This window comes from Bradyrhizobium sp. Rc2d (assembly GCF_900099855.1).
Classification (GTDB): Bacteria; Pseudomonadota; Alphaproteobacteria; order Rhizobiales; family Xanthobacteraceae; genus Bradyrhizobium.
Genome location: NZ_FNCU01000010.1, coordinates 88,257 through 115,086, shown reverse-complemented (window position 1 = coordinate 115,086; position 26,830 = coordinate 88,257). Strand labels below are relative to the sequence as shown.

The 26,830-nt window shown below is 64.3% G+C and carries 23 protein-coding genes; 8 read left to right on the top strand and 15 right to left on the bottom strand.

Translation table 11 applies throughout. The features are described from left to right. The first annotated feature begins 282 nt into the window (after positions 1–282). The 3 genes from BLV07_RS15115 (at position 283) to BLV07_RS15105 (ending at position 4,808) form a co-directional block, all read left to right on the top strand. Positions 283–2,316 carry an ATP-dependent nuclease gene (locus BLV07_RS15115; protein WP_091886868.1) on the top strand — a complete coding sequence of 678 codons (2,034 nt, stop codon included), beginning with the start codon at positions 283–285 and terminating at the stop codon, positions 2,314–2,316. 85 nt (positions 2,317–2,401) lie between these two features. Beyond that, the gene (gene purD / locus BLV07_RS15110; RefSeq protein WP_091886864.1) at positions 2,402–3,685 is read left to right on the top strand and encodes a phosphoribosylamine--glycine ligase; all 1,284 of its coding nucleotides are present in this window, start codon (positions 2,402–2,404) and stop codon (positions 3,683–3,685) included. Between the two features lie 220 nt (positions 3,686–3,905). Then, complete coding sequence (locus tag BLV07_RS15105; RefSeq protein WP_091886861.1) at positions 3,906–4,808, top strand: alpha/beta fold hydrolase; 903 nt, start codon at positions 3,906–3,908, stop codon at positions 4,806–4,808. A 147-nt stretch (positions 4,809–4,955) separates the two neighbouring features. Here BLV07_RS15105 and BLV07_RS15100 read toward each other — a convergent pair whose 3' ends face one another. Next, positions 4,956–5,414: a nucleoside deaminase gene (locus BLV07_RS15100; protein WP_091886858.1), complete on the bottom strand. Its 459-nt coding sequence runs from the start codon at positions 5,412–5,414 to the stop codon at positions 4,956–4,958. A gap of 119 nt (positions 5,415–5,533) precedes the next feature. Between BLV07_RS15100 and BLV07_RS15095 the strand changes: the two genes are divergently transcribed. Next, on the top strand, positions 5,534–7,456 hold the full coding sequence (locus BLV07_RS15095; protein ID WP_176945546.1) for a pseudouridine synthase: 1,923 nt from the start codon (positions 5,534–5,536) through the stop codon (positions 7,454–7,456). A 1-nt stretch (position 7,457) separates the two neighbouring features. Next, complete coding sequence (gene rsmD, locus BLV07_RS15090; protein ID WP_091886852.1) at positions 7,458–8,012, top strand: 16S rRNA (guanine(966)-N(2))-methyltransferase RsmD; 555 nt, start codon at positions 7,458–7,460, stop codon at positions 8,010–8,012. Positions 8,013–8,120: 108 nt separating this feature from the next. Here the strand turns inward: rsmD and mutL are convergent, their stop codons facing one another. Then, positions 8,121–9,935 (bottom strand): DNA mismatch repair endonuclease MutL, encoded by a 1,815-nt coding sequence (mutL, locus tag BLV07_RS15085; protein ID WP_091886849.1) that lies wholly within the window; start codon positions 9,933–9,935, stop codon positions 8,121–8,123. A 252-nt stretch (positions 9,936–10,187) separates the two neighbouring features. Between mutL and BLV07_RS15080 the strand changes: the two genes are divergently transcribed. Beyond that, the gene (locus tag BLV07_RS15080; protein WP_091886846.1) at positions 10,188–10,505 is read left to right on the top strand and encodes a ribbon-helix-helix domain-containing protein; all 318 of its coding nucleotides are present in this window, start codon (positions 10,188–10,190) and stop codon (positions 10,503–10,505) included. Positions 10,506–10,734: 229 nt separating this feature from the next. On the opposite strand, the gene BLV07_RS15075 is transcribed toward BLV07_RS15080, so the two are convergent. Genes BLV07_RS15075 through BLV07_RS15060 form a run of 4 tightly spaced genes read right to left on the bottom strand, consistent with a single transcriptional unit; the run spans position 10,735 to position 13,709 of the window. Beyond that, the gene (locus BLV07_RS15075) at positions 10,735–12,303 is read right to left on the bottom strand and encodes a GMC family oxidoreductase (protein WP_091886843.1); all 1,569 of its coding nucleotides are present in this window, start codon (positions 12,301–12,303) and stop codon (positions 10,735–10,737) included. Between the two features lie 28 nt (positions 12,304–12,331). Then, positions 12,332–12,880, bottom strand: a complete 549-nt coding sequence (locus BLV07_RS15070; protein WP_091886840.1) for a Twin-arginine translocation pathway signal — start codon at positions 12,878–12,880, stop codon at positions 12,332–12,334. Between the two features lie 46 nt (positions 12,881–12,926). Beyond that, positions 12,927–13,322 carry a VOC family protein gene (locus BLV07_RS15065; RefSeq protein ID WP_091886837.1) on the bottom strand — a complete coding sequence of 132 codons (396 nt, stop codon included), beginning with the start codon at positions 13,320–13,322 and terminating at the stop codon, positions 12,927–12,929. After that, complete coding sequence (locus BLV07_RS15060; protein ID WP_091886834.1) at positions 13,323–13,709, bottom strand: c-type cytochrome; 387 nt, start codon at positions 13,707–13,709, stop codon at positions 13,323–13,325. Positions 13,710–14,019: 310 nt separating this feature from the next. Between BLV07_RS15060 and BLV07_RS15055 the strand changes: the two genes are divergently transcribed. Further along, a complete protein-coding gene (locus BLV07_RS15055; RefSeq protein WP_091886831.1) occupies positions 14,020–14,325 on the top strand; it encodes a hypothetical protein in 306 nt (101 codons plus the stop codon). A gap of 58 nt (positions 14,326–14,383) precedes the next feature. Here BLV07_RS15055 and arfB read toward each other — a convergent pair whose 3' ends face one another. The 7 genes from arfB to BLV07_RS15020 all read right to left on the bottom strand — a co-directional run bounded on the left by arfB (position 14,384) and on the right by BLV07_RS15020 (position 23,623). Continuing rightward, a complete protein-coding gene (arfB, locus tag BLV07_RS15050; RefSeq protein ID WP_091886828.1) occupies positions 14,384–14,800 on the bottom strand; it encodes an alternative ribosome rescue aminoacyl-tRNA hydrolase ArfB in 417 nt (138 codons plus the stop codon). A gap of 179 nt (positions 14,801–14,979) precedes the next feature. Next, positions 14,980–16,353, bottom strand: a complete 1,374-nt coding sequence (locus BLV07_RS15045) for a M16 family metallopeptidase (RefSeq protein ID WP_176945545.1) — start codon at positions 16,351–16,353, stop codon at positions 14,980–14,982. Continuing rightward, on the bottom strand, positions 16,350–17,744 hold the full coding sequence (locus tag BLV07_RS15040; RefSeq protein WP_502690007.1) for a M16 family metallopeptidase: 1,395 nt from the start codon (positions 17,742–17,744) through the stop codon (positions 16,350–16,352). The genes BLV07_RS15045 and BLV07_RS15040 overlap by 4 nt, the downstream gene beginning before the upstream one ends. Positions 17,745–17,947: 203 nt before the next feature. Then, complete coding sequence (locus BLV07_RS15035) at positions 17,948–18,673, bottom strand: chromosomal replication initiator protein DnaA (protein ID WP_176945558.1); 726 nt, start codon at positions 18,671–18,673, stop codon at positions 17,948–17,950. Positions 18,674–18,767: 94 nt separating this feature from the next. Continuing rightward, entirely contained in the window at positions 18,768–19,262 is a 495-nt protein-coding gene (gene lspA, locus BLV07_RS15030; protein WP_130220660.1) for a signal peptidase II, read from the bottom strand. A 174-nt stretch (positions 19,263–19,436) separates the two neighbouring features. Beyond that, the gene (gene ileS, locus BLV07_RS15025; protein ID WP_091886820.1) at positions 19,437–22,445 is read right to left on the bottom strand and encodes an isoleucine--tRNA ligase; all 3,009 of its coding nucleotides are present in this window, start codon (positions 22,443–22,445) and stop codon (positions 19,437–19,439) included. A gap of 206 nt (positions 22,446–22,651) precedes the next feature. Beyond that, positions 22,652–23,623, bottom strand: coding sequence for a bifunctional riboflavin kinase/FAD synthetase (locus tag BLV07_RS15020; protein WP_091886817.1), 972 nt, complete (start codon positions 23,621–23,623; stop codon positions 22,652–22,654). Positions 23,624–23,850: 227 nt separating this feature from the next. Here BLV07_RS15020 and BLV07_RS15015 point away from each other — a divergent pair, with 227 nt between their 5' ends. After that, positions 23,851–24,246: a response regulator gene (locus BLV07_RS15015; RefSeq protein WP_008567674.1), complete on the top strand. Its 396-nt coding sequence runs from the start codon at positions 23,851–23,853 to the stop codon at positions 24,244–24,246. A gap of 160 nt (positions 24,247–24,406) precedes the next feature. Here the strand turns inward: BLV07_RS15015 and BLV07_RS15010 are convergent, their stop codons facing one another. Together BLV07_RS15010 and BLV07_RS15005 are read right to left on the bottom strand one after the other, a co-directional pair. After that, positions 24,407–25,261: a TIGR01459 family HAD-type hydrolase gene (locus tag BLV07_RS15010; protein WP_091886814.1), complete on the bottom strand. Its 855-nt coding sequence runs from the start codon at positions 25,259–25,261 to the stop codon at positions 24,407–24,409. Positions 25,262–25,276: 15 nt separating this feature from the next. Then, positions 25,277–26,752: an EAL domain-containing protein gene (locus BLV07_RS15005; RefSeq protein WP_091886812.1), complete on the bottom strand. Its 1,476-nt coding sequence runs from the start codon at positions 26,750–26,752 to the stop codon at positions 25,277–25,279. Positions 26,753–26,830 lie beyond the last annotated feature (78 nt).

The following is a 26,830-nucleotide window of genomic DNA, read 5'->3' as shown; positions in this document are numbered from 1 at the left end:
TGTCCCCCTATCTTGCCCAAAACTATTGGCCGAATTGCGCACGAGGTGCCAAAAGGCCGCGGCTCGTTTGGAGCGGAAGGCCGCTTTATGCCGCCTGACAAGGCTAGCAAGTTTTTCTTACTGGACTAGCACAGCACGCGCTATCTTATCGTCGTCACTTGGTCGCCGGGATTCCAGTTGGTGCCCGGCGAGCCGAAACAAAAACGCCCACACCGCATTCACCTTTTTAATTACAATCTGGAGTTGGGTCGATGTGACTGATATGCTCTCGGTGTTGGCGCAATGTACATTTCATTAATTTCAATCGAGAATTTTCGGAATTTCGGTTCTGGCTCTAATGCATTTGTCTTGCCGCTGAAGCCGGGATTTACGGCTATCGTCGGAGAGAATGACGCGGGCAAAACCGCGGTCATTGATGCCCTGAGACTTGTGCTTGGCACGCGCGACCAAGAGTATATGCGGGTTGAGTCGTCAGATTTTCATTACCTACCGGGCGGCCAACAAACCGACCAAATCAGCATCCGTCTGACATTTAGTAGCTTGAGCGTTCAAGATAGGGCTGCATTTGCGGAGTATTTGACTTATGCGAAAGGTGGTGTTGGCAACGAGACGCAGCTGATCGTTACTTGGGTCGCAAAGCGCAATTCGAACAACAGTACTCGGAGAGTGCGGCCCGCTGAGCTTCGCGCGGGCGCAACAGGTGATGGACCATTGCTTGATAGCGTGGCCCGTGCGCTATTGACAGCTACTTACTTGCGTCCGCTTCGAGACGCTGAACGAGCAATGAGTGCAGGGCGTGGGTCGCGGCTCTCCCAAATACTCCAGCATACGAAAGAGATCAGGGATACGGGCATCGCCTTCGACCCCAAGGCAGATCCTCCCATCGACCCGAGGAAACTGAGTGTTTTAGGCGTCGGCGACTATGCGAGCTTTCTCTTCGGTGAGAGTGATGGGATCAGACAAGCTCGAGACAAACTCAACTTTGAATTCTTAAATCCATTATCCTTTGCAAACGATTTGCTCAACGCTCGTATTGCCGTGAGTAGCGCTCAAGATGACACGTCGCGTCTTCGGCAGATGCTTGAAAAGCTGGAACTCGAGCTGGGGGAGGGTGATGTTGCCCATATGCGAGGGCTTGGATCGAATAACCTGCTCTTCATGGCATGTGAGCTCCTATTGCTAGCCGCCGAGATGGATGGCTTTCCGCTTCTCCTTATTGAAGAGCCAGAAGCTCACCTACACCCTCAGCGCCAACTTCGCTTGATGTCATTCCTTCAGACTCAGGCCGACAAAATCAGAGCGGACGGCCAACAGATACAGATCATAGTCACTACGCATAGTCCGAATCTCGCCTCGGAACTTCGTCTCGAAAACGTGGCTCTGATTGAAGGTGGCAAGGCTTTCCCAATGGGAAGCGAACATACGAAGCTCAGCCGTTCGGACTATCGTTTCCTGGAGCGCTTCCTCGACGTGACAAAGGCAAACCTATTCTTTGCGCGTGCTGTTATGATCGTCGAGGGGGACGCTGAGACGATTCTCTTGCCCATCATAGCCAAACTGATCGGTCGGGATTTCGGTCGCTACGGCGTCTCGCTAGTAAATGTGGGCGGCGTGGGGCTTAGCCGCTACGCGCGCATCTTCATGCGTGCGAACCCAGGTGTCGCAGGAGGGATCAACACACCTGTGGCCTGCATAACGGACATGGATGTTATGCCCGACGCCGCGCCGTGGATTGTGGGAAAATTAAAGCAGGGCGAAGATATCCCTCCACTTAAGGTTCGTGGGCGCCAATGGCGCGTAAAAGCTGACTTTCCTGGAGCCAGATTGGAGGAGCGCAGACAGCAGCGCCGGATGAAGGCATCAGAGCAAGCCGTTGAAACTTTTGTTGCCGATCAATGGACTCTGGAATTCGACCTTGCGTATTACGGCCTCCGTCTGGCGGTATGGTTTGCCGCTCACTTCGCTCTTGCAGACAACAAGCTTGTTGATGGAAGGGCGACGAAAAAGGATGTTGCGTTAGCATGCAGTTCCGAGTTCTTCTCGCTCGTCAAACAAGACCTAAGTTCTGAAGTGTTCGCGGCTCACGTCTATTCGAAGTTTGAAAAGGACGCTGCGTCCAAGACTGTCGCTGCCCAATATCTCGCCGAACATCTGGAGAACCTGATAGCGAAGGGAAGGATGGATGCGGTCAGTCTCCTAAAGCGACTGCCGCCCTACCGGACGCGAGTAGGCCAACTGACTGATATTTCGATATCTTCGCGACGCCCTCTTTCTAAGAAGTCGAACCCGACTGCAGCAAGGTACGACCAGCAATGACTGGGAAGCTGCCTTCAATCCCCCTTGAGCCCCGCCGCGATTCGTGCGACCTCCGCCCCAGCAAACCCCTCATTCTGAGCCATCGATGCACATTCTCCTGCTCGGTTCCGGCGGCCGCGAACATGCTCTGGCATGGAAGATCGCAGCCTCCCCTCTGGTGACCAAATTCTGGTGCGCGCCCGGCAATGCCGGCATCGCGAAGGAGGCGGAATGCGTGGCGCTCGATGTTGCCGACCATGCCGCCGTGATCGACTTCTGCAGGAAGAATGCAGTCGAGCTCGTGGTGGTCGGCCCGGAGACGCCGCTCGCGGCCGGCATCGTCGACGATCTCGCCGCCGCCGGCATCAAGGCGTTCGGCCCGAGCAAGGTGGCCGCCCAGCTCGAAAGCTCCAAGGGGTTCACCAAGGCGCTCTGCACCGAATTCGGCATTCCGACCGGCGCCTACAAGCGCTTCACCAATGCCAATGAGGCGCGCGCCTATATCCAGAGCCAGGGCGCGCCGATCGTGGTCAAGGCCGACGGTCTTGCCGCCGGCAAGGGCGTCGTGGTCGCCAAGACCGTGCGCGAGGCCGAAGACGCCATCGCCATGATGTTCGAGGGCGCCTTCGGCGAGGCCGGTGCTGAAGTCGTGATCGAGGAGTTTCTGCCCGGCCGCGAGATCAGCTTCTTCGCGCTGTGCGACGGCGAGACGGCGATCCCGCTGGCCTCGGCGCAGGACCACAAGCGCGTGTTCGACCATGACGTCGGCCCGAACACCGGCGGCATGGGCGCCTATTCGCCGACGCCGCTGGTCACGCCTGCGATCCACGACGCGATCATGGCGAAGATCATCCTGCCGACGGTGGCCGGCATGAAGCAGCGCGGCACGCCGTTCCGCGGCGTGCTCTATGCCGGCATCATGCTGACGACCCAGGGCCCGAAACTGTTCGAGTTCAACGTGCGCTTTGGCGATCCCGAGTGCCAGGTCCTGATGCTGCGCATGATGTCGGACATCGTGCCGGCCTTCCTTGCGGCCTGTGACGGGGAGCTGAAGCATTTCGATCTGCGCTGGTATCCGGAATCCGCGCTCACCGTGGTGATGGCGGCGAAGGGCTATCCCGGCGACTACCGGAAGGGCACGCGCATCCAGGGGTTAGAGGAGGCCGCCAAGGTCGACACCGTCGAGATCTTCCACGCCGGCACGGTTGAGAAGGATGGCGCGATCCTCGCCAATGGCGGCCGCGTGCTCAATGTCTGCGCGCTCGGCAAGACCGTGGCCGAGGCGCAAGGGCGCGCCTATCAGGCCGTCGACCGCATCGACTGGCCGGAAGGCTTCTGCCGCCGCGACATTGGCTGGCAGGCGGTGGAGGCGGAGAAGGCCAGGAATTAACGCGACTGGCTCGCGACCCCGGGCGATGCGCAAAGCGCACCAGTCCGAAAATCTCGAGGCTTGGTGTCACCGCGCCGCCACATCGATATTCCAGAATGTGCAATCGGCTGTTGGGGTTAGCAGCCCCGCCGATAATACCGCTACTGTGCATGGGGTTGTTTTCGACATTTTTTGCTGTGTCGGGCCGGCTCCGGGACTGACCAGACAAGGATGCAGAAAGATGTCCGATCTCGCCGACCTCTATCCGGGCTTTGCCGCCGAATGGATCGACACCTCCTTTGGCCGCATCTTCGCCCGTATCGGCGGCAGCGGGCCGCCGCTGCTCCTGCTCCACGGCTTCTCCGAGACCCACGTGATGTGGCATCAGGTGGCGCCGCAGCTGGCCGATAGGTTCACGCTGATCATTGCCGACCTGCCGGGCTATGGCTGGTCGGACATGCCCGCGAGCGATGCGCTGCATATCCCCTACAGCAAGCGCGCCATGGCCAAGGCCATGGTCGAGGTGATGGAGCGCCTCGGCCACGTGCATTTCGCGCTCGCCGGCCACGACCGCGGCGGCCGCGTCTCCTACCGCCTCGCGCTCGACCATCCCGGCCGGCTGTCGCGCCTCGCCGTGCTCGATATCCTGCCGACCTACAATTACTGGGAGCGGATGAATCGCGCCTACGCGCTGAAGATCTATCACTGGACCTTCCTGGCGCAGCCTTATCCGTTGCCCGAGACCCTGATCGCGAGCAATGGCGAGTTCTTCCTGCGCTTCAAGATGGCAAGCCAGACCAAGTCGAAGACGTTGGACGCGATCGACGAGCGCGCGCTCGAGCACTACCTCGCCCCGTTCCGCGATCCCGCCCGGGTGCATGCGATGTGCGAGGACTATCGCGCCGGCGCCTATTTCGACTACGACCTCGACAAGGCCGATTTCGAGGCCGGCAAGAAGATCACCCTTCCCATGCTGGCGCTGTGGGGCAATGCCGGCATCGCCCAGGCCGCCGCCACCCCGCTCGACACCTGGAAGGAATGGGCCACGAATGTCGTGGGCATGCCGGTGGACTCGGGGCACTTCCTCACCGAGGAGAACCCGGACGTTACCGCGAGCGCGTTGCGCGAGTTTTTCTCGGCTTGAGAGCCGCGCTGTTCGCCAAGCATTCAAGTGTCATCGCCCGGCTTGACCGGGCGATCCAGTACTCCGAGACGGTTGTGGTTCAAACGATAGGCCGCGGCGTACTGGATGCCCCGCCTTCGCGGGGCATGACAGCGGTGTGTGGGGCAATCAGCGCCTCTCCCGGAAGAACTCCTTGAGCAGCCGCGCCGCCTCGCTCTCGCCGACGCCGGAATAGACCTCCGGCGCGTGATGGCAGGTCGGGGAAGCAAAGAACCGCACGCCGGACTCGACCGCGCCGCCCTTGGGGTCGGCGGCGCCGTAATAGAGCCGCCTCACCCTTGCAAAGGAGATCGCGCCCGCACACATGGTGCAGGGCTCGAGCGTCACGTAGAGGTCGCAGTCGACGAGGCGCTCGCTGCCGATCTTCTTCGCCGCCTCGCGCAGCGCGATGATCTCGGCATGGGCCGTGGGATCGTAGTCGGTCAGCGTCCGGTTCGCCGCGGTGGCGATGACCTCGTAATTGCGGACCACGACGCACCCGATCGGAACTTCGCCCGATTTTCCGGCATTTTCGGCCGTCTTAAGCGCCAAATCCATGAAAGAAGGGGCTTTCATGCCTCGTATCATCGCCAGAAACCTGCTACTAGCTCCGCCTTCAGCAAGAGTGGATACCGATTTTGCCTGAGCATGCGGCTCGGAACGAGCGCGCACAATGCTCATCGCGCCACCCCTAAGTGAGATTATTCATGCCCCGCGACAGCGACAAAGACAACGATTCCCGCGGCCGGCGTGATCGTGGCCCGTCCAAGGGCCGTACCGGCAAGCCCCGGGGACCGGACAAGAAATTCGCCAAGCGCGGCTTCGAGGGCAAGCGCGATCGCGACAGCCGCCCGCCCCGCGAGGGTCGTGAGGGCCGTCCGTTCCGCCGCCGCGAGGAGGGCGATGCGCCGCGCCGTGATTTCAGCGACCGTCCGCGTTTCAAGCGCGACGACCGCGGCGGAGAGCGCCGCGGCGAGCGCAGCTTCAAGCCGCGCGGCGACAGGCCGTTCAAGCCGCGCGGCGACAGGCCGAAGTTCGATCGTGATGAGCGCGCGCCGCGCGGTGAGCGTTCGGAGCGGCGGTTCGAGGACCGCAAGTTTTCGCGCGGCGACTCCGACCGGCCGCGCAAGGATTTTGGCCGCGACCGCGACTTCCGGGATAGCAAGCGCAGCTTTGGCGACCGTCCGAGGGATCGTGGCGAGCGAAGCGATTCGAAGCCGTGGCAGAAGCGGGACGATCGTCCGCGCGGCGACCGGCCGCGCAAGAGCTTCGACAAGGATTTCGGCGGCCGTGATCGCGGCGATGAAAAGCCCTGGCGTCAGCGCGATGACCGTCGTGAAGGTGGCCGTGGCGACGACCGTCCGCGTTTCTCCCGGCGCCGCGACGAGGGCGATGATCGCCCGCGTTTCTCGCGCCCGCGCGAGGAGCGGTCCGGTGACGATCGTCCGCGCTTCAATCGCTCGCGCGAAAGGCGGCCGGAAGGCCGCATGGACTGGCAGGAGCATCCCCGCAGCGAGGGTCGCTTCCGCGACCGGCCGCGCCGCGACAACGAGGACGACAGCAGGATTTTCGAGAAGCGCCCCGCCTTCGGCGGCCGCGGCGCCTATCGCGAGCGCGATCGCGATTTCGAGGGTCGTCCGCGCCGTGAAGACGCGCCAAAGCCGAAAAAGGCCGGCGAGCGCATCGCAAGGGTGCTGGCGCGCGCGGGCCTCGCTTCGCGGCGCGATGCCGAGGAATTGGTTACGCAGGGCCGCGTCACCGTCAACGGCCGGGTGATCAATTCGCCGGCGCTCGACGTCACCCAGAACGACGTCGTCGCCGTCGACGGCAAGCCGTTGCCGCCGCGCGAGCGCACGCGGCTGTTCCTCTATCACAAGCCGCGCGGATTGATGACGACACATGACGACCCCGAGGGTCGTCCGACCGTGTTCGACAATCTTCCCGAAGGTCTGCCGCGCCTGATCAGCGTCGGCCGGCTCGACTTCAACACCGAGGGCCTGTTGCTGCTCACCAATGACGGCGGCCTCGCCCGCACGCTCGAACTGCCGGACACCGGCTGGCTGCGCCGCTACCGCGTCCGCGCCCATGGCGACGTCACCCAGGCGCAGCTAGACGAGCTCAAGGGTGGCATCGAGATTGAGGGCGTCAAATACGGTCCGATCGAAGCGACGCTGGAGCGCGACCAGGGCGCCAATGTCTGGCTGGTGTTCGCGATCCGCGAGGGCAAGAACCGCGAGGTGCGCAATGTCTGCGCCCATCTCGGGCTCGAGGTGAATCGGCTGATCCGCGTCTCCTACGGTCCGTTCCAGCTCGGCGAAATCCCCGAAGGCCATGTCGAGGAGATCAAGTCGCGCGTGCTGCGCGAGCAGCTCGGCGACAAGGTGATCGAGAAGTCGGGCGCCGAGTTCGACGTGCCCGCGAAATCCGCCGCCAGCGAGGGCGATGCACCGAAGAAGCCGATGAAGCGTGCCGTGATCAGCGACCGCAAAGGCCGCCGCGTGCTGGTGCAGCGTACCGGCAGCGAGGAGGCGCGCGAGCGCAACGAGTTGGAAGCGAACGGCTATGGCCCGCCGCGCCGTCCCAAGCGCGGTTATCACGGCAAGCGCGACCTGACGCCGCGGGAGGATTAACTTGCGCGTCGTCGGCGGTCGTTTGAAGGGGCGCAATCTCGCCTCACCGTCCTCGCGCGACATCCGCCCGACGGCGGACCGCCTGCGCGAGTCCGTGTTCAACATCCTCGTGCACGCCTATGGCGATCCGATCGAGGATGCGCGTGTACTCGATCTCTTCGCCGGCACCGGAGCGCTCGGCATCGAGGCGTCGTCGCGCGGGGCGAAGTTCACGTTGTTCGTCGACAATGGAGCGGAAGCGCGTGCGCTACTCCGTAACAATGTCGAGTCGCTCGGCCTCGGCGGTGTGACCAAGGTCTATCGCCGCGATGCGACCGACCTCGGCCCCGCGCATCCCGTCGAGCCGTTCTCGCTGGTGTTCCTCGATCCCCCCTATGGCAAGGGCTTTGCGGAGAAGGCGCTGGCGAGCTTGCGCGACGGCGGTTGGCTCACGCCGGGCGCACTGCTGGTGGTGGAAGAGGCGAAGGCCGCGCAGTTCGTGACGCCGGAGGGTTTTGAGGAATTGGAACGGCGGGCGTATGACGACACGGAGTTCGTGTTTCTGAGGAAGCCGTAGTCTCGCTGCCGTAGGGTGGGCAAAGGCGCAAAGCTCCGTGCCCACCATCTTTTCTTGATCGCCAGAGAAATGGTGGGCACGCTTCGCTTTGCCCACCCTACGGCACCGTCACCTCCGCCCGAACAGCTTCTCCACATCGCTCAGCTTCAGCTCGACATAGGTCGGGCGGCCATGATTGCACTGGCCGGAGTTCGGGGTGTCCTCCATCTCGCGAAGCAGGGCGTTCATCTCCTCCGGCCGCAGCCGGCGGCCGGCGCGGACCGAGCCATGGCAGGCCATGGTGGCGGCGACATGCATCAGGCGGCGCTCCAGCGGCAATGCCTCGTCCCACTCGGCCATGTGCTCAGCGAGATCGCGGAGTAGCCCGCCTGCATTGGTCTTGCCCAGCAGCGACGGCGTCTCGCGCACCGCGACCGCGCCGGGGCCGAAGGACTCGATCGCGAGACCGAACGATGCCAGCTCCTCGCTGCGATCGAGCAGGCGCTCCACTGTCGCCTCGTCCATCTCGACGATCTCGGGGATCAACAGGATCTGCCGCTGCACGCCGTTCGCCGCCAGCGAGGCCTTCAGCCGCTCATAGACGATGCGCTCGTGCGCGGCATGCTGGTCGACGATGATCAGGCCGTCGCGGGTTTGCGAGACGATGTAGGTCTCGTGGATCTGGGTGCGCGCGGCGCCGAGTGGGCGGTCGACGAGATCGCCGGCGGGCTGCGTCTCGATTCGCACATCCGCACTGGGCGCACCGACATCGAAGGCGGCCTGGGCGCGCTCGGCGAAGGCGGCCGCTGCTGAACCTTCGAACGACGGCAGCGTCCCAACCGGGACCGATGGCGATTGGCGCCAGTCCCAACTGGCAGACCGTTGCGGCGTGAAGGCAGGGCGGAACGAGGACAAGGCGGCACCGCCGCTGTTGGCCGCCGTGCGCCGTCCCTCCCGCGCGAGTCCTTCCTTCAATCCATGCACGATCAGCGCGCGTACCAGCCCCGCGTTGCGGAAGCGTACCTCGGTCTTGGCCGGATGCACGTTGGCGTCGACCTCGCGTGGATCGAGCGTGACGAACAGCGCCACCACGGGATGGCGGTCGCGCGGCAGATAGTCGGAATAGGCCGCGCGCACCGCGCCGAGGATCAGCTTGTCACGCACCGGACGGCCGTTGACGAAGAGATATTGCCCGAGCGCGTTGGCTTTGGTCAGCGCGGGCGCGGCGGCATAGCCGGCGACGACGACGCCCTCGCGCTCGGCATGGACCTCGATGGCGTGGCTGCGAAACTCCGCGCCCAGGATATCGCCGAGCCGCGTCAGGCGTCCCGCCGCGCCGGGCAGCGCCGCGGCCCAGGTCACCGGCGCGCGCTCCTCGCCCGCGAGGGTGAAGGCGATATCGGGCCGCGCCATCGCGAGGCGCCGGACCACTTCGCGAATGGCTTCCGCCTCGGTGCGGTCGGTCTTCAGAAACTTCAGCCGCGCCGGTGTCGCGTAGAAGAGATCGTTGACCTCGACCCGCGTGCCATGCGCCAGCGCCGCCGGCATGATCTCGGACTTCTCGCCGCCCTCGACAGTCAAGGCCCAGGCGTGCGGCTCGCTGGCGTGCCGCGTCGTGATGGAGAGGCGCGCGACCGACCCGATCGAGGGCAGCGCCTCACCGCGGAATCCGAGGGTGCGGATCTGGAGCAGGTCCTCGTCGTCGAGCTTGGAGGTGGCGTGGCGCTCGACTGCGAGCGCGAGATCCTTTGCAGTCATGCCGCCGCCGTCATCGGTGATGCCGATCCGCCGGCGCCCGCCACCGTCGGTGAAGACGTCGATGCGGCTCGCACCGGCATCGATCGCGTTCTCGACGAGCTCCTTGACCACGCTCGCCGGACGTTCGACCACCTCGCCGGCGGCGATGCGGTTGACGACTTGCTCTGGAAGCTGGCGGACGGGCATGAACTCGATCTTGAGGCTCGAACGGAGATTCGCAGACGACGCTATTCTAGGCCGTGTTGCGTCAAAAGCATGGGCTGGGCAATACCGGAGTGACGGGTTGGGGAAGAGGGCTCACTATCACATTGAAGACATTGGCCGTTCGAGAAAATTCCGCAACCGGGATGAACGCATCTCCGGCCACCGTCCTGATTGTGAGGTGCCAGGGAGCGGTGTAGCATCGTGAAAAAAATGGCAACAGGACGGGAGGACGCCATGTGCCATCTCTTCGCGCACCAGCCCCAACGCGACTACGAATCACAGACCCGTTCTCTAAGGATCGGCGGGCACTGCACCTCGATCCGGTTGGAAATGGCGTTCTGGGACACGCTGGAGGAGATCGCAGCGAAGGAGGGCATGAGCATCGGCAAGTTCCTGACCACGCTCTACAACGAGGTGCTCGACCATCATGGCGAAGTCAACAATTTCGCCTCGCTGCTGCGGTGCTCGTGTCTGATCTACCGCTCCCGGAGCATGGTGCCGGTGCAGGAGTTCAAGGGCACGGTGGAGCCGATTCTCGACGCGGCGGAATAGACGTTCCAACAAAAGTTCGTAGCCCGGATGGAGCGAAGCGCAATCCGGGATTCGAGCCGCAGGTGAAAGCGGCCCCGGATTGCGCTGCGCTCCATCCGGGCTACGGGACTACGACACTCCCTCCGGCGTCATTGCGAGGAGCTCTTGCGACGAAGCAATCCAGACTGTCGCTGCGGAGAGATTCTGGATTGCTTCGCTGCGCTCGCAATGACGGCGAGGGCGCCCGACCTCAAATCTCCTTCTTCTGCATCGCGCCGGCGATGTAATCCGCCTGCCGGATGGCCAGCGCGACGATGGTCAGCGTCGGGTTGCAGGCCGCGCCGCTGGTGAACTGGCTGCCGTCGGAGACGAACAGGTTCTTGATGTCGTGGCTCTGACCGAACTTGTTGACCACGCCGTCCCGCGGTTTCTCGCTCATCCGGTTGGTGCCAAGATTGTGCGTGCTCGGATAGGGCGGCGTCGGATAGGTCACGGTGGCGCCGACGGCGTCGTAGACTGCAGCGCCTTGCTTGTAGGCGTGGGCCCGCATTGCAACGTCGTTGGGATGATCGTCGAAATGCACGCTCGCGACCGGCTGTCCGAACTTGTCCTTCACGACAGGGTCGAGCGTGATGCGGTTGGTCTCCTGGGGCATGTCTTCGCCGACCAGCCACATGCCGGCCATCCTGGGATAACCGTCGAGTGCTGAGGTGAACGGGCGGCCCCAGGCGCCGGGATTGAGGAATGCCGCCATGAAGGGCAGGCCGATCGACAGCGTCTCCATCTCGTAGCCGCCGACGAATCCGCGCTTCGGATTGTTGGCGGCTTCATCACGGATGATGCCGGCCATGGTGGTGCCGCGATACATGTGCACCGACTTTTCGAACACGGCGTAGACGCTGCCGGTCATGTGACGCATGTAGTTGCGGCCGACCTGGCCGCTCGAATTGGCGAGACCATCGGGGAACATGGTCGAGGCGCTGTTGAGCAGCAATCGCGGGCTTTCGATCGAATTGCCAGCGACGGCGACGATGCGCGCCTTCTGGCGCTGCATTGCGCCATTTTCGTCGGCGTACACGACGCCGGTCACCTTGCCGCTCGCATCGTGCTCGATCTTGACCACCATGCTGCCGGGGCGGACTTCGAGATTGCCGGTCGCCTCGCCCTTCGGGATCTCGGTGTAGAGCGTCGACCATTTCGCGCCGGATTTGCAGCCCTGGAAGCAGAATCCGATCTGCTGGCAGGAGCCGCGCCCGTCGCGCGGCTGGCTGTTGATCGCCATGTTGCCGGTGTGCACGGTCTTGTAGCCGAGCTTTTTCGCGCCGGCCTCCAGCACCTTGAAGTTATTGTTGCCGGGAAGCCCGGGAATGCCGTTGGTGCGGGTCACGCCCATCTTGTTCTCGGCCTTGGCGTACCACGGCTCCATCTCCGCGAGCGTGACCGGCCAGTCCAGCAGATTCGCGCCGGGAATGTTGCCGTAGGTGCTCTTCACCCTGAACTCGTGCTCGTCGAAACGCAGCGAGGCGCCGGCCCAATGCACGGTGGAGCCGCCGACTGCCTTGACGATCCAGGCGGGAAGACCCGAAAAATCCTTGGCGACGCGCCATGTGCCTGACGTCGTGCGCGCATCGGTCCAGGCGAGCTGCGAGAAGCTCTCCCATTCGTCGTTGATGAAGTCGTGGTTCTCGATGCGGGGACCTGCCTCGAGAATGACGACCTTGACGCCTTTCTGCGCGAGCTCGTTGCCCAGCGTGCCGCCGCCGGCGCCGGAGCCGACGATCACCACAACGCTGGAGTCGTTCAGATCGAATTTTGCCATATGCGTTCTCCTGAACCGTTGGGTGACGTTAAGCCTTCGGCAGCCAGTCGATGTCGGCAAAGCCGCGGTTGATGTAGCCGCCATGCTCGGCGGAGGAACCTTCGTAGCCGAACCGCGGCCAGACCTCTTTCTGGTTGTAGAGCGAGACGACGAGGTCGCCGCGCACCTTCTGGAAGAACTCGCTCTGCTCGATCTCCTTCAGCAGCACCACGCGATCGGCTTCCCAGGGCACCTCGGCGTAAGCCACTTTGTGGCGATCGCGCGCGTTCTGATCGAGCCGGGTGATGCCGTCGCTGATCAGCGCCTTGACGGCGGGATCCTTGGCCGCTTTGCCATCCCACGGCTTGATCGCGGTGATGTAGTAACTGTCGCCGAGCACATCGTGCGGATAGATGTCGCGCGCGACCTTCAGCAGTGTCTTCATTGTCGCAGGCGACAGCGTGCTCGCTTCATCTGCCCAGGCAATGTCGATGCTGACACCGACGCTGGTCGCGACGGCCGCGACCGGTACGGCGGTTGCCGCGCCCTTGAGAAAGACGCGGCGGCTGTGCTTGCTTCGACGGTCGACTTCTCTCATGGCATGTCCTCCTTCAATTCTTGTGATTTGGATTATCGTGATTTGGTCAATTGAAACGGCCGCCCCGTTGGATCACCTCGATCTTGTAGCCATCGGGATCGTTGACGAAGAAGAAGCGCGCCAGCGTCCTGCCGTCGTGCTTGAAATCGCGTAAGGGGCCCGGCGCGAGCTGCTCGCGCTCGAAGCGGGCATGTTCGGCGTCGAGGTCTTCGACCACGACGGCGAGATGGCCGTAGCCGTCACCGAGCTGGTACGGCTCCTTGCGATCGAAATTCACCGTCAGCTCGACCTCGAAAGGTGAGGAGGGATGACGCAGATAGATCAGGGCGAAATCCGCGAATTTCAGATGGTCGACGACCTCTAAGCCGAAGGCGCGCCTGTAGAAGTCGAGCGATCGTGCTTCGTCGCGCACGCGGATCATGGAATGGACGGGCTTTGCCATTCAGTTCTGCTCCTTGAGATAAGTGATGATGGCAGCGCGCGTCTCCGGCTTTACCTGCCGGTAGGCCATGACCACGCCGGGGACGACCGCTTGAGGATTGGCCAGCCAGGCGTCGAGCTTTGCCTCGTCCCAGGCGAAGTCGGCCTTCGCGAGACTCTCCGAGTAGCGAAAGCCATCGAGCTTGCCGGCGGGGCGGCCCACGATCTTGACCAGAGGCGGACCCTGCCGCATCGGCTCCGACAGGCTGGTGGTGTGGCACACCGCGCATTGCTGTTTGAAGAGTGTCGCGCCATCCAGCGGTCTTGCCGCCGGCAAGGGCATCTGCGCCTCGGCAACCCGCATCATCAGCACCATCGCGGTGCACAATCCCAGCACGACTGCGCGCATCGCCAAGAGCTCGCCCCATCCACCTCGAAGTCAGTGTGCGCAAACTCTAGGCGGCGTCAGAGATGCGGTGGTAGTAGCGGGCTGTTTCGCTGCAAGCGGGGGCTCGCGCGTGGCGTGTGTTCCGCGCTGCCGCATATGAGGAGCACAATTCCGCGAAACCGCCCAGAAATCCCTAAACGATGACCACACGACGCAGGTTGCATCACAACCGCGCCGTTCAAACTCTCTTTGCGATGAACTGGTCCGGTGCAGGCGAGCGGCGCAGGGATGCCGCCGTGCCGTTCATCGCGAAAAAATCCAGGAGAAATGGATGAAGTTGGTGAAGACCTCTGCAATCGCATGCGCTCTCTCGGCCCTCATTGCGACGCCTGTTCTCGCGCAAGGTACGTCATCTGGCGTCAAGCCCGGAGGCACCGTGCAAAGCAAACCCATGCAGGGCGGCACGGTGGGCAGCGAGGATGATGATGTCGGCGCGCAGCAGGGGGCTGCCGGCGAGAAGGTCGGTATGAAGTCGACCAAGGGTAAGGGTACCGCCGGAACCACTGGCAGCGCGACACGTAAGGGCACGGCCGACGATGCGGCTACGGGCGGTGCTGCGCCCGGCAAGCGCTACTGACGCCAGCTTACGAACCGGCAAACCTTCGGTCGCTCCGCGACCGAAGGTTTTTGCTTGATCAATCGTCGAAACCGCGCCCGCGCTTCGCCTTGATGTCGCTACGCCGCTTCTTGCCTTCGAGCCGGCGCTGCTTGGACGCGAAGGTCGGCCGTGTCGCGCGCCGCGGGATCGGGCGCACCATCGCCTCGCGCAGCATCTCGACCAGCCGGTCGATGGCATCCTGCCGGTTGCGCTCCTGGGTGCGGAAGCGCTGGGCGTGGATCACGATCACGCCGTCCTTGGTCATGCGCTGTCCGGCGATGCGGGCAAGCCGGATGGCGGCATCCTCCGGCAGGGTCAGCTTGCGCGTGTCGAAGCGCAGTTGCGCTGAAGTCGCGACCTTGTTGACGTTCTGTCCGCCGGGCCCGGAGGCGCGGACAAAGCCGATCTCGATGTCGTCCTCGTCGATGACGAGATCGCGGGATATCCGCAGCATGGGGCACCATTTCTGATGTCCGGACATATCGCGGGCGTCCAAGTTCGGCAATGGTGCATCTGGAAGCGCAAATTGGCCGGCACCCGGCTCCGCTATGGCTCCGCCGGGCTTTGAGTGCTGGGCCGGCGAAGCCGCAGGCGGAGGCGGCGAGCGGCCATTCCAGGAGACGTTTTATCCGATCAGTTCGACTTCGTCGCCGGTACCGCCACCGGCTGCGCGGCGGCCTGCGGGGCGCGGCCGACGATGACGGTGAGGAGGCCCTGATCCCACAGGCGCTTCGCGGCGGCCTTGGCGTCGTCCAGCGTCACCGCATCGACAATGGCGTTGCGCTTCTCGATATAGTCGATCGGCAGCTTGTCCTGCTGATACTGCAACAGCGCCTGCGCCAGCTTGGAGGAGGTGTCCAGCGCCAGCATCTGCGAGCCCTTGAGGTAGGACTTGGCCTCATCGAGCTCCTTCTGTGTCGGGCCCTCCTCGGCGATGCGGCGGACTTCCTTCTCGATGGCGTCGATGGTGTCGCCGGCGCGGTCGGCGCGCGTGCCGGTATTGCCGATGAACAGCGCCGAATGCTCCATCCACAGCAACGATTCGTACACGGAATAGGCCAGCCCGCGCTTCTCGCGGACCTCGCGATAGAGCCGGGAGGACAATCCACCACCGCCGAGGATGTGGTTGACGACATAGGCCGCCATGAAGTTGGGATCGCTGCGCTTCACGCCGGGGCCACCGAAGGTGATCACGGTCTGCGGCACGTCGAGCGTCACGAAGGCGCGTTGCGGCGGCTTTGCGGCCTCGACGTCGGGGACCGGCGTGAGGTTGGCCTTGGCGGGGAGGCTACCAAAGGTGTGGTCGAGCAGCTTGCCGAGCGTGGCCGGATCGACGTCGCCGACCACCGCGATCTTCAGCCCATCCTTGGCGAGCACGCGCCCGACATAGTCCTTCAAGTCGGCGACCGTGATGGTGGGCACGTTATCGAGGTTGCCGTTGGTCTGCCGGCCGTACGGGTGATCGCCGAAGGCGACCTCGAGGAACTTGCGGCTCGCCAGCGATGTCGGATTGGTGGTCTCGCGGCGCAGCCCCGAGATGACCTGCGAGCGGATGCGCTCGACATCGGCGGTGTCGAAATGCGGCGAGGTCAAAGCCATCCGTAGCAGGTCGAAGGCCTCGTCCTTGTTGTCGCGCAACATGCGCAGGCTGCCGCGGAGGGTGTCGCGGGTGGCGTTGAAGGAGAGCTCGATGGCGCGGCGGTCGAGCCGTTCATGGAAGGTCTTGGAGTCGAGATCGCCGGAGCCCTCGTCGAGGAGGTCGCCGACGAGGTTGGCGACGCCCGACTTGTCCTTGGGATCCTGCGCCGAGCCGCCGGCGAAGGAATATTCCATGGCGATCAGCGGCACGGTTGCGTCCTGCACGAACCAGGCTTCGATGCCGCCCGGCGAGATCAGGTGCTGGATCTTTGCGGCTGCATGCGACGGCGAGATCGCAGACAGTGCGAGGGCCGCGCCGGTAACGAAGGACAGCGCGAAGTGACGCGCGCGAAGGAAGGGATAGGTCACGAACGCTTCTCCTCGCGCTTGGCGGTGGCGGTGTCCTTGATCAGATAGCCCGTCACCGAGCGCTTCTTCTCGAGCCATTTCTGCGCAACGGCGCGAACCTGCTCGGCGGTGACCGCGCGGATGCGGTCGGGCCAGCTCCTGATGTCCTCGATCGACAGGCCCGTGGTCAGCGCGCCGCCATACCAGCGCGCCAGCACCGCCTGATTGTCCTGGGCGTAGATCGCTTCCGCAATGAGCTGGGTCTTGACCCGCTCCAGATCCTCGGCGCGGATCGGGTTCTGCGCGACATTGGCGATGACGCCATCGACCGCCTGCTCGACATCTGCGAAGCTGACGCCGGGTTTCGGTGCGGCCGAGATCGCGAACTGGGTCGGGTCGAGCGAGATGCTCGAATAGCTGGCGTTGGCCGAGACCGCGAGCGGCTTGTCGACGACGAGGGCGCGGTAGAGATAGGAATTGCTGCCGCTGCCCATCAGCTGCGCAAGCACGTCGAGGGCCGCGCTCTCGCCGGCTGCGGCCGTGGTCGCCGAGGGCACGAGATAATAGCGCCGCATGTTCGGCTGCTCGACCCGCGGATCGGCCAGCGTGACGGTGCGCGGTGCGGCCGGCTCCGGCTCCTGCGGACGAATGCGCCGCGCCGGGATGGCGGGCTGCGCCGGGATGGCGGCGAAATTGCGCTCGACCAGCGGGCGGATTTCAGCGGCGTCCACATCGCCGGCGATCACCAGGATCGCGTTGTTCGGCGCGTAGAAGCGGCGGTAGAAGGCGAGCGCATCCTCGCGATCGAGCTTCTCGATCTCCTGGTGCCAGCCGATCACCGGCCGGCCGTAAGGGTGGTTGAGATAGAGCGCGGCCATGATCTGCTCGTTCAGCCGCGCGTCCGGATTGTTGGCGACGCGCATGTTGTACTCTTCGAGCACGACGTCGCGCTCGGGCAGCACGTTCTCGTCCTTGAGGATGAGGCCGGTCATGCGGTCGGCCTCGAACTCCATCATGGTCGGCAACTGCTCGCGCGGAACGCGCTGGTAGTAATTGGTGTAGTCGACCGAGGTCGAGGCGTTCTCGTTGCCGCCGACGCGGAGCACGGTCTGCGAGAATTCGCCGACGGGATGCTTCGAGGTGCCCTTGAACATCAGGTGCTCGAGGAAGTGGGCGAGGCCGGATTTGCCTGGCGTCTCGTCGGCCGAGCCGACCTTGTACCAGATCATCTCCGTGACCACGGGCGTGCGGTGATCCGGGATCACCACGACCTGCATGCCGTTGCTGAGCGTGAAGCTGGCGGGCGGGGCCGATGTTACCGTAGTCTGGGCGAGGGACGCGCCGGCCGTCAGGACACTCGTCGAAAGCAGCGCGGCAAGGAGGCAGGCAGCCGATCGGTAAGAGGACATCATGATCCCTAGTGAAAGGCCGAGATCCGGATGTCCGGCTCGGAAGCACGGCATGGTACACCGTGCGGCTGAGGCTTCGCGTCACGAAGCAGAGAACTCAACGCGGAGGCAAGTTACTGATAAGCAATTTAGGAACCACGTCCGGCGTGCACGAGCCGCCGGCGCAGGGTGCGGTTCTGTCAGGATGTCGCGGCGCGACAGGAACGTTATTGTTCCTTCTCCTTGCCGGACATGATGTCGAAATAGGTCCGTCGCGACTTGTCAGGCCCGGCGCCATAGGCGTAGTTCGGCGACGGCGTCTGATAGCCCGGCGGGGGCTCGACCAGCGATTGGCGCGGCGGCTCGCTAACGAATTTCTTCTCTTCGGAGCTGTTGCCGCCCTTCATCATGTTCCACAGACCACCGCTGTATCCGAGCTCGGCGGGGCTGAGTGACGGGTTGCCGTTGGTACCCGGCTGGATGGGATCATTGCTGGTGCGGGGGGCCGCGGCGACCTCACCCGCTTTCATCTCAGCGGGGGTCAGGGGCCGGGCGGCCTGCCAGTTCTCCGTCGCCTTGGTGGCTTTCTTGCGCGCGGCAATCGCTTCCTTGCGGCGCTTCTCGTCGGGGTCCTTCGGCCAGTTCGGCGCATTCGTGGCCTGGGTGGCGGCCGGCGGCGGCAGGTCGAGCTTGGGCGGCACGACCAGCGGCGAACGCTCGCGGTACTCGATGCCGGGCTTCTCCATGCTCTTGGCGCCGAGGCCGGACATCAGATTGTCGATGAGCTTCTCTTCGAAGGTCATGTCGTCTTCCTCGTCGTCGTCACCGGCGCGGGCGGCGCCGGTCGACATGACGAGACCGATGCCGAGCGCGACAGCGGACAATTTCAATGCCCGCCAGAACCCCCATTTGGGGTCTCGAACCATTGAACCGCTGGTCTTCGAGCTGCGCATCACCATACCTGTTCCAAATTGTGGCAGTTTGCCGCTCGCACGCGGCCTGACCCTTGCAAAAGCGGGTTCCACCTGCCGGTCGTATCGGCCGGGATCAGGGCGCTTTTGCGGCGGGTACCCCCAGGAAGGAATCATACAATAGCGCCGCCACACCAGCAACGATGGCCACGTCGGCGAGGTTAAACACGTACCAATTATAGGTATGTCCGCCGATTTCGATGTGAAACAGGGCGAAATCCACTACCGCACCATAGGCCAGGCGGTCGATGCCATTGCCGATGGCGCCCCCGATGATCAAGCCTAGCGCGATGGTCGCGAGAAGGGTGTGGGAGCGGGCCATCCAGATCGCCAGCGCGACCACCGCGATAGCTTTGACGGCCATCAGCGCGAGCTGCGCCGCCTGGCCGTCGTTCTGGAGCCAGCCGAAGCTGATGCCGATGTTCCACGCCAGAACCAGGTCGAAGAACGGTGTCACCCGCACCACGTCGCGATGAGCGAGGTCGAGCACATTCAACAGCCAAAGTTTGGAGGCCTGGTCGAGGACGAGTGTGACCAGGGCGGAGATGATGCCGGCGCGGAGCGGGGTCATGCCGGGATGCTCGCCGCAAATACTGCCGTCGTCCCGGCGAAGGCCGGGACCCATACCCCGAGGCAGCGGTTGTTTGAAAGACTCGGAGTCATCAGCCTTCGCGACGATTAGCTGCGGTGGTTATGGGTCCCGGCCCCCGTGCGCAATTGCGCACTAGGCCGGGACGACGGCTTGTTAAATCCCCACGCCCAGCGCCTTCCATTCGCGCAGCGCCTGAGCGTCGCGCGGGGTGACGTCGGGGTATTCGGGGTCTTCGCCCACCGTCGGTGAGATCTTCCAGGAGCGGGCGCATTTGGTGCCGACCGCCTTCTCGACGACGACTGCGACGCCGGGCACGGCATCGAGACGGAACGCGGAAGCCGGCGCCTCGCCCTCACGCACCTCGTAGTTCGAGGTGATGCAGACTTCGGCGAGATCGACGTCGAACAGCGTCGCCAGCATGGCCCGGTCGGCGAGATAGATCACCGGCGAGGCCTCCAGCGACGAGCCGATATTCTTGGCGGCGCGTTCGAGCTCGAGCGCACCGGTGACGACGCGGCGCACGTTGCGGATCGTCTCCCACTTCGCCGCGAGCTTGTCGTCGCGCAAGCTTTCGAGATCGTGCGGAAACAGCGTCAGATGCACGGACGGCTCGGCGTCGGGCCGGTACATGCGCCAGCCTTCCTCCGCGGTGAAGCTGAGGATCGGGGCCAGCCATTTCAGGATCGAGGCGCACAACAGGTCGATGGTGGTCAGCGCCGCCTTGCGCGTCAGCGAAGAGGGCGGATCGCAATAGAGCGTGTCCTTGCGGATGTCGAAGTAGAAGGCTGACAGCTCGCTGTTGAGGAAGGCGGACAGAACAGCCACCACGCTCTTGAAGTCGAATTCCCGATAGGCCTTGTCGATGGCGGCAGCGCGGATCGCGAGCTCGTGCAGCATCAGCCGCTCGAGCTCGGGCATGTCGGTAGGGGCGACCGCGTCGACCGGCTTATAGTGATGCAGCGTACCCAGCATCCAGCGCACGGTGTTGCGCAGTTTGCGATAGGTCTCGACGGTGTTCTTCAGGATCTCGGGACCGATGCGCTGGTCATCGGTGTAGTCGCAGGACGCAACCCAGAGTCTCAGGATGTCGGCGCCGGATTCCTTGATGACGGCCTGCGGCTCGATGGTGTTGCCGAGCGACTTCGACATCTTGCGGCCGTCCTCGGCCTGGGTGAAGCCGTGGGTCAGCACGATGTCGTAGGGCGCGCGACCGCGCGTGCCGCAGCTTTCCAGCAGCGAGGAGTGGAACCAGCCACGATGCTGGTCCGAGCCTTCCAGATACATCACCGTGTCGGTGCCGCCATCGACCTTGCGCTTGATGCCGGCAAGGCCGGGGAAATGCGCGGGGTCTTCGAGCACGAAGGCGTGCGTCGAGCCGGAATCGAACCAGACGTCGAGAATGTCGTCGACCTTTTGCCAGTCTTCATTCGCGCGGGACCCGAGGAAGCGCTCGCGCGCTCCCTTCGCATACCAGGCGTCCGCGCCTTCCTTCTTGAAAGCTTCACCAATGCGCGTATTGACGGCCTCGTCCTGGAGGATCTCGGCGGAGCCGTCGCCCTTCTCGCGCACGAACACGGCAATCGGCACGCCCCAGGCGCGTTGGCGCGAGATCACCCAGTCGGGCCGGGCCTCGATCATGCCGTTGATGCGGTTCTCGCCCGACGGCGGCACCCATTGCGTCACCGAGATCGCGTGCAGCGCGCGCGCGCGGAGCGTGTCGCCGGACTTGGTCTTGCCGTCAGCGGCAACGTCCTTGTCCATCGCGATGAACCATTGCGGCGTGTTGCGGAAGATCACCGGCTTCTTGGAGCGCCAGGAATGCGGATATTGATGCTTCAGCCGGCCGCGCGCGAGCAGCATGCGTCTTTCGACGAGCGCCTTGATCACGGCCTCGTTGGCGTCGCCCTTCTCGCCCTTGTCGTTGATGACCCGCTTGCCGGCAAAGCCCGGCGCATGATCGGTGTAGGCGCCGTTCTCGTCGACGGTATAGGGGATTGCCGTGTTGATGCCGCGCGCATCGAGATCGCGCGCCTGCGCCATCCACGCGTCGAAGTCCTCGCGGCCATGGCCGGGCGCCGTGTGCACGAAGCCGGTGCCGGTGTCATCAGTGACGTGATCACCGGGCAGTAGCGGGACGATGAAGTCGTAGCCGCCGGCTAGGCCTTTCAGCGGATGGGCACATTCGATCGCGTCCATGGTGTCGCCGGGGACCTCGCGGACCTTCTCATAGGCCGTCACGCGCGCCTGCTTGAAGACTTCTTCAGCGAGCGCGTCGGCGAGGATGAGGAGATCGCCGGTCTTGGCCCAATTGTCGGCGGGCGCGTCCGTCACCTTGTACAGGCCGTAGGCGATCTTCGGCGAGAACGAGATGGCGCGGTTACCCGGCAGCGTCCAGGGCGTCGTGGTCCAGATCACGACGCTTGCGGAGGCGAGCGCGCCGTGCGCGGGCGAGGTCACCGGAAACTTCACCCACACCGTATCGGACGTGTAGTCCTCGTATTCGACCTCGGCTTCGGCCAGCGCGGTCTTCTCGACCACACTCCACATCACCGGCTTGGAGCCCCGATAGAGCGTGCCGTTGGCGGCGAACTTCATCAGCTCGCGCGCGATCTGGGCTTCGGCGGGATAGCTCATGGTGGCGTAGGGATGGTCCCAGTCGCCGATCACGCCGAGGCGCTTGAACTCCTCGCGCTGCACGCCGAGCCAGTGCGTGGCATAGGCGCGACATTCCTTGCGGAAATCGATCATCGCGACACTGTCGCGGAAGTCGGGCTTCTGCTTGCCCTTCTTGCGATAGTGCTCTTCCTCGACCTTCCACTCGATCGGCAGGCCGTGGCAGTCCCAGCCCGGCACGTAGTTGGAATCGAAGCCGAGCATCTGCTGGCTCTTGGTGACGAGATCCTTCAGGATCTTGTTCAGCGCCGTGCCGATATGGATGTTGCCGTTGGCGTAGGGCGGGCCGTCATGCAGGACGAATTTGGCGCGACCCTTGGCGCTCTCGCGCAGCTTCTCGTAGAGGCCGATCTCGTACCACCGCTTGAGGATCTCCGGCTCGCGCTGCGGCAGGCCGGCGCGCATCGGAAATTCGGTCTGCGGCAGGAACAGGGTTTTCGAATAGTCTTTGACTTCAGACTTTTGGGACTTCTGCGGCTTTTCGGACATGAGGCTGACTGGCTCGGAAGGGGCGCGGGAAAACGGATAGCGATAAGGAATCGCGGGGGTGAAACGACAACATCCCGGTCTTGCGCCAAGCCGAAGGCTCAGGCGGAAGCCGGGCCGCTAATCGCTATGATGCGCCGCGCAAACATGGGCTCTCCATAGCAGCCGGGCGGGGGAAGCGCAAAGGTTCGGGTGGCCCGGTTTCCGGCTTAATCGATCGCGCCAAGCTTCGGAAACGCGTCCGGGGCGGCGGCCAGCATGGCGCGGGCGCGGGCGGAATCGTCGTCCATCTGGCGGATCAGGGCCTCCAGGCTGTCGAATTTCAGCTCTTCGCGGATGAAGCCGACGAAGGCGCAGTCGAGCGCCTGCCCGTAGAGATCGCCCTTGAAGTCGAACAGGAAGATTTCCAGCAGCGGCGCGCCATTGTCGAAAGTCGGGCGGCGGCCGAAGCTCGCCACGCCGTCGAGGCGCTCGGCGCCGCGACCGACCCGCACGGCGTAGATGCCGTGCTTCAGGCCGCAATTGGCATCCAGACGGATGTTGGCGGTGGGATAGCCGAGGTCGCGGCCGCGCTTCTCACCGTGGATCACCTCGCCGGTGATGAACCAGGGCGCGCCCAGCATGGTGGTGGCTTCGTCGAGCTGGCCCTCGGCGAGGGCGATTCGGATCGCGCTGGAGGAGACCGGCCGCTCGTCGATATCGACATGGGGCTGCACGTCGACCTCGATGCCGAGCCGGGGCGCCTCGTTGACCAGCAGGCTCGGCGAGCCGACGCGACCTTTGCCGAAATGGAAGTCGTAACCGACGGCGATGCCGCTGACGCCGAGGCGTCCGATCAGGTCATGGTGAATGAAGTCTTGCGCGCTGGTTCCGGCGCGCGCCTTGTCGAAAGTCATGACCACGGCGCCGGCAAGGCCGGTGCCGGCCAAAAGTCGCAGTTTGGCCGGCTCATCCGTCAGGCGGAATTGCGGGGTGTTGGGGCTGAAAAACCGCCGCGGATGGGGTTCGAAGGTCAATGCCAGCGCAGGACGGCCATGCGCCCGGCCCATTTCCAGGGCGGCCGCGATCACGGCGCGGTGACCGAGATGGACGCCGTCGAAATTGCCCATGGCGACCACGGCGCCCCTCGGAATCGCAGAGTCCGGCGTGGTGTCGCGGATGACGGTAAAATGCGGAGCCATCAGGGGAATTCTCGAAGCGGCAGGACCGGTCGGGACCGTGGCTCGACCGGCCTGACGAAGTCAAGCGGGGGAGCCGAGACATCGAACACGATTTCAGTCCTTTGGGGGCGCCCGCAGTTAACGCGCTGTTTAACGCCTTGATGCTAGTCCTTGAGCGTGGAACTGCCGGGCTCCGGGCCTGGCAGATCCGATCGTAATATTCCTGGGTTTGCGTTGGGGGAGTCGAGATGGCGGTTGATTTGTCGATGCCGGTTCTGGTGGTGGACGACTACAGCACCATGATCCGTATCATCAGGAATCTGCTGAAGCAGCTTGGCTTCGAGAACATCGATGATGCCAGCGACGGTTCGGCAGCGCTGAACAAGATGCGCGGCAAGAAGTACGGGCTCGTGATCTCCGACTGGAACATGGAGCCGATGACGGGTTACGACCTCCTGCGCGAAGTGCGCGCGGATCCGAACCTCGCCACCACGCCCTTCATCATGATCACGGCCGAGTCCAAGACCGAGAACGTGATCGCGGCCAAGAAGGCCGGCGTGAACAACTACATCGTCAAGCCGTTCAACGCGGCGACGCTGAAGACCAAGATCGAGGCGGTCTTCCCGGACATGGCGAGCGCGTAAGGGCGCCTGGCCTGAAAACAGTCATCCATTGAGATCGTCATGCCCGGGCTTGTCCCGGGCATCCACGTTCTTGGACATGCGAAGGACGGCGTGGATGGCCGGGTCAAGCCCGGCCATGACGAGGTCTGGAGCCCTGCAATTCGTCCAAGCTCGTGTCGTGTCACCACTTCAATTCGCGCATCAGCGCCTTCGGCGGATGGCCGAACAATTCCATCACGGATGCCGGGTCGAGCTGGTCGAGACCCTCGAACTCCTCGGCATGGATGCCGCGGGTGACGAACAGGCAGTCGATGCCGAACTCGCGCGCGCCGGTGAGATCGGTGCGGACGGAATCGCCGATCGCCAAGACCTTTTTGCGATCAATTTGGTGGCCCTGGCGTTCGCCGGCGAGCGCCATCGCGCGCTCATAGATCGGCCGGTGCGGCTTGCCGTAGAAGATCACCTCGCCCCCGAGCTCACGGTAGAGCTCGGCGATGGCGCCGGCGCAATAGATCAGCCGGTCGCCGCGTTCGACCACGATGTCGGGGTTGGCGCAGACCAGCGTCAGCTTGCGCTCGCGCGCCTTCAGCATCATGCCGCGATAGTCTTCCGCCGTCTCGGTCTCGTCGTCATAGAGGCCGGTGCAGACGATGTAATCGGCTTCCTCCAGCGGAGCGGTCGCCGCATCGAGGCCACGGTAGATCGAGTTGTCGCGCTCGGGGCCGAGCCAGAACATCTTGCGGCCGGGATGCTCGGCGACATAGAGCCGCGTCAGGTCGCCCGACGAGACGATCGCGTCATAGGTCTCGTCCGCGACACCGAGCTTGCGCAATTGCCGCTGCACGGAGTCGGCCGGGCGCGGTGCGTTGGTGATCAGGATCACCGTGCCGCCGCGGCTGCGATAGGTATGCAGCGCCTCGCAGGCCTCGGGGAAGGATTCGAGACCGTTATGGACCACGCCCCAGATGTCACTGAGCACGACGTCAACGCCACCCACGAGCTCGCGCAGGCTTTCGGCAAAATGCAACGTGGTCATGATGCGCGCGGCCGATCAGATGCGGCGCGCGAGCGCCGCGTTGCCGGTGATGCGTTGTGGCGGAGGCGCTGAAGACGTTGCGCCTGAGCTGGGTGTGCCGGAGCCATTGGATCCCTGGATGTCCTGCGCCTGGGTCGGCGAGGCCCCGCCGGTAGCAGATGCCCCTTCCGGCCGCAATGGCCGGGGCGGTGCGAACAGAAAGCCCTGGCCGAACCGCACGTCATAATCGAGCAGGTCGACCACCGCGCGCTCGCCCTCGATCCGCTCGGCGATCAGGTCTATGCCGAAGCGGCCGAGCAGGTCGGAGAGGTCGGACGGATGGATGTCCGAGGCCGAGGCCTGCTTCGGATCGAGCAGCAGCGTGGCCGGCACCTTGATGAAGCGCACGCCGCGGTCGGCGAGCTCGCGCGGCTCGATGCGCAAATCCGTGACATGGTCGATCGAGAAGCGGTAGCCGCGCTGGGCGAGTGCGGCGAGATTCTCGGTCTCGGCCGGGCCGAGGTTGCGGAAGGTCGACTGCTTGAACTCCAGCACCAGCGAGGGCGCCAGCGCCCGGTTGGCTTCGAGGAAGTCGAGGCATTGCGCGAAGGTGGTGGAATTGCCGAGCGTGGAGGCCGCGACATTGCAGAACACGCCGACATCCTTGTTGCGCACCATCAGGCGCCGCAGCACCTGCACACAGCGCAGCATCACCATATTGTCGATGCGCCCGATCAGCCCGGAGGCTTCCGCGATGCTGATGAACTCCTCGGCGGCGATCAGCTGGTCGCGCTCGTCGCGCAGGCGCGTCACGGCCTCGTAGAACCGCACCTTGCGCTGCGGCAGCGTCACCATCGGCTGGAGGAAGATGTCGATGCGGTTCTCGTCGATCGCGTTGCGCAGCGTCGCCAGCAATTGGGTCTGGTTGCGGCCGTTGGCGACCTGGGTCGGGACCGCCTGTGGGGGCCGCGGCTGCGCTGCGGGAGGCGGGGGCGCCACGGGCAACGGTGACGGGGCAGCCGGCCGCTCGTCGATCGTCGCGATCAGGTCGAGCGGCGCCACCGGATCCTGCTTCTCGACCGGGCTTGCGGCTGATACCGGAGCGCCGCCAGCCAGCAGGTCCTCATGCGCCGAGACGGTGGTCGCGAGCTGCCTGACCAGTCCGCCGAGCTCGTTGATCTCGCCGACCACCGACTGGATGCGGTCGGAATTGGTCGAATTGGACGAGGCGATGCGTCCCTCGACCGCCGCAAGCCGGCGGCCGAACTCGGCCACCTGACGGGCGAGGTCGGCGGTGCCGCGCGAGAGGTCGGCGATTTGGCCGCCGACGTCGCTGCGGTCGCGCAGCCGCATCGACACCGCGTTGTAGAGGATCAGGAAGGTCAGTGCGGTCAGTGCTACGATCGCGGACTCGGTTCCGCTGATGCCGGCCACCGAATAGAGCATCAGCCCGAGCGAGGCCGCGACCAGAACCATGCAGATGGCGATGAAGATCGTCGAAATGCGAATCATGCCGCGCGTTACGCCTCAAGAGCTGACTGTCTTACCCGGGAAAACACGGGCCGCCGTCCGACCCGTCACGCCTCATGC

Coding starts and splice junctions, on each gene's coding strand:
- BLV07_RS15115 (WP_091886868.1), top strand. CDS start 283: ATGTACATTTCATTAATTTCAATCGAGAATTTTCGGAATTTCGGTTCT.
- purD (WP_091886864.1), top strand. CDS start 2,402: ATGCACATTCTCCTGCTCGGTTCCGGCGGCCGCGAACATGCTCTGGCA.
- BLV07_RS15105 (WP_091886861.1), top strand. CDS start 3,906: ATGTCCGATCTCGCCGACCTCTATCCGGGCTTTGCCGCCGAATGGATC.
- BLV07_RS15100 (WP_091886858.1), bottom strand. CDS start 5,414: ATGATACGAGGCATGAAAGCCCCTTCTTTCATGGATTTGGCGCTTAAG.
- BLV07_RS15095 (WP_176945546.1), top strand. CDS start 5,534: ATGCCCCGCGACAGCGACAAAGACAACGATTCCCGCGGCCGGCGTGAT.
- mutL (WP_091886849.1), bottom strand. CDS start 9,935: ATGCCCGTCCGCCAGCTTCCAGAGCAAGTCGTCAACCGCATCGCCGCC.
- BLV07_RS15080 (WP_091886846.1), top strand. CDS start 10,188: ATGTGCCATCTCTTCGCGCACCAGCCCCAACGCGACTACGAATCACAG.
- BLV07_RS15075 (WP_091886843.1), bottom strand. CDS start 12,303: ATGGCAAAATTCGATCTGAACGACTCCAGCGTTGTGGTGATCGTCGGC.
- BLV07_RS15070 (WP_091886840.1), bottom strand. CDS start 12,880: ATGAGAGAAGTCGACCGTCGAAGCAAGCACAGCCGCCGCGTCTTTCTC.
- BLV07_RS15065 (WP_091886837.1), bottom strand. CDS start 13,322: ATGGCAAAGCCCGTCCATTCCATGATCCGCGTGCGCGACGAAGCACGA.
- BLV07_RS15060 (WP_091886834.1), bottom strand. CDS start 13,709: ATGCGCGCAGTCGTGCTGGGATTGTGCACCGCGATGGTGCTGATGATG.
- BLV07_RS15055 (WP_091886831.1), top strand. CDS start 14,020: ATGAAGTTGGTGAAGACCTCTGCAATCGCATGCGCTCTCTCGGCCCTC.
- arfB (WP_091886828.1), bottom strand. CDS start 14,800: ATGCTGCGGATATCCCGCGATCTCGTCATCGACGAGGACGACATCGAG.
- BLV07_RS15040 (WP_502690007.1), bottom strand. CDS start 17,744: ATGATGTCCTCTTACCGATCGGCTGCCTGCCTCCTTGCCGCGCTGCTT.
- BLV07_RS15035 (WP_176945558.1), bottom strand. CDS start 18,673: ATGCGCAGCTCGAAGACCAGCGGTTCAATGGTTCGAGACCCCAAATGG.
- lspA (WP_130220660.1), bottom strand. CDS start 19,262: ATGACCCCGCTCCGCGCCGGCATCATCTCCGCCCTGGTCACACTCGTC.
- ileS (WP_091886820.1), bottom strand. CDS start 22,445: ATGTCCGAAAAGCCGCAGAAGTCCCAAAAGTCTGAAGTCAAAGACTAT.
- BLV07_RS15020 (WP_091886817.1), bottom strand. CDS start 23,623: ATGGCTCCGCATTTTACCGTCATCCGCGACACCACGCCGGACTCTGCG.
- BLV07_RS15015 (WP_008567674.1), top strand. CDS start 23,851: ATGGCGGTTGATTTGTCGATGCCGGTTCTGGTGGTGGACGACTACAGC.
- BLV07_RS15010 (WP_091886814.1), bottom strand. CDS start 25,261: ATGACCACGTTGCATTTTGCCGAAAGCCTGCGCGAGCTCGTGGGTGGC.
- BLV07_RS15005 (WP_091886812.1), bottom strand. CDS start 26,752: ATGATTCGCATTTCGACGATCTTCATCGCCATCTGCATGGTTCTGGTC.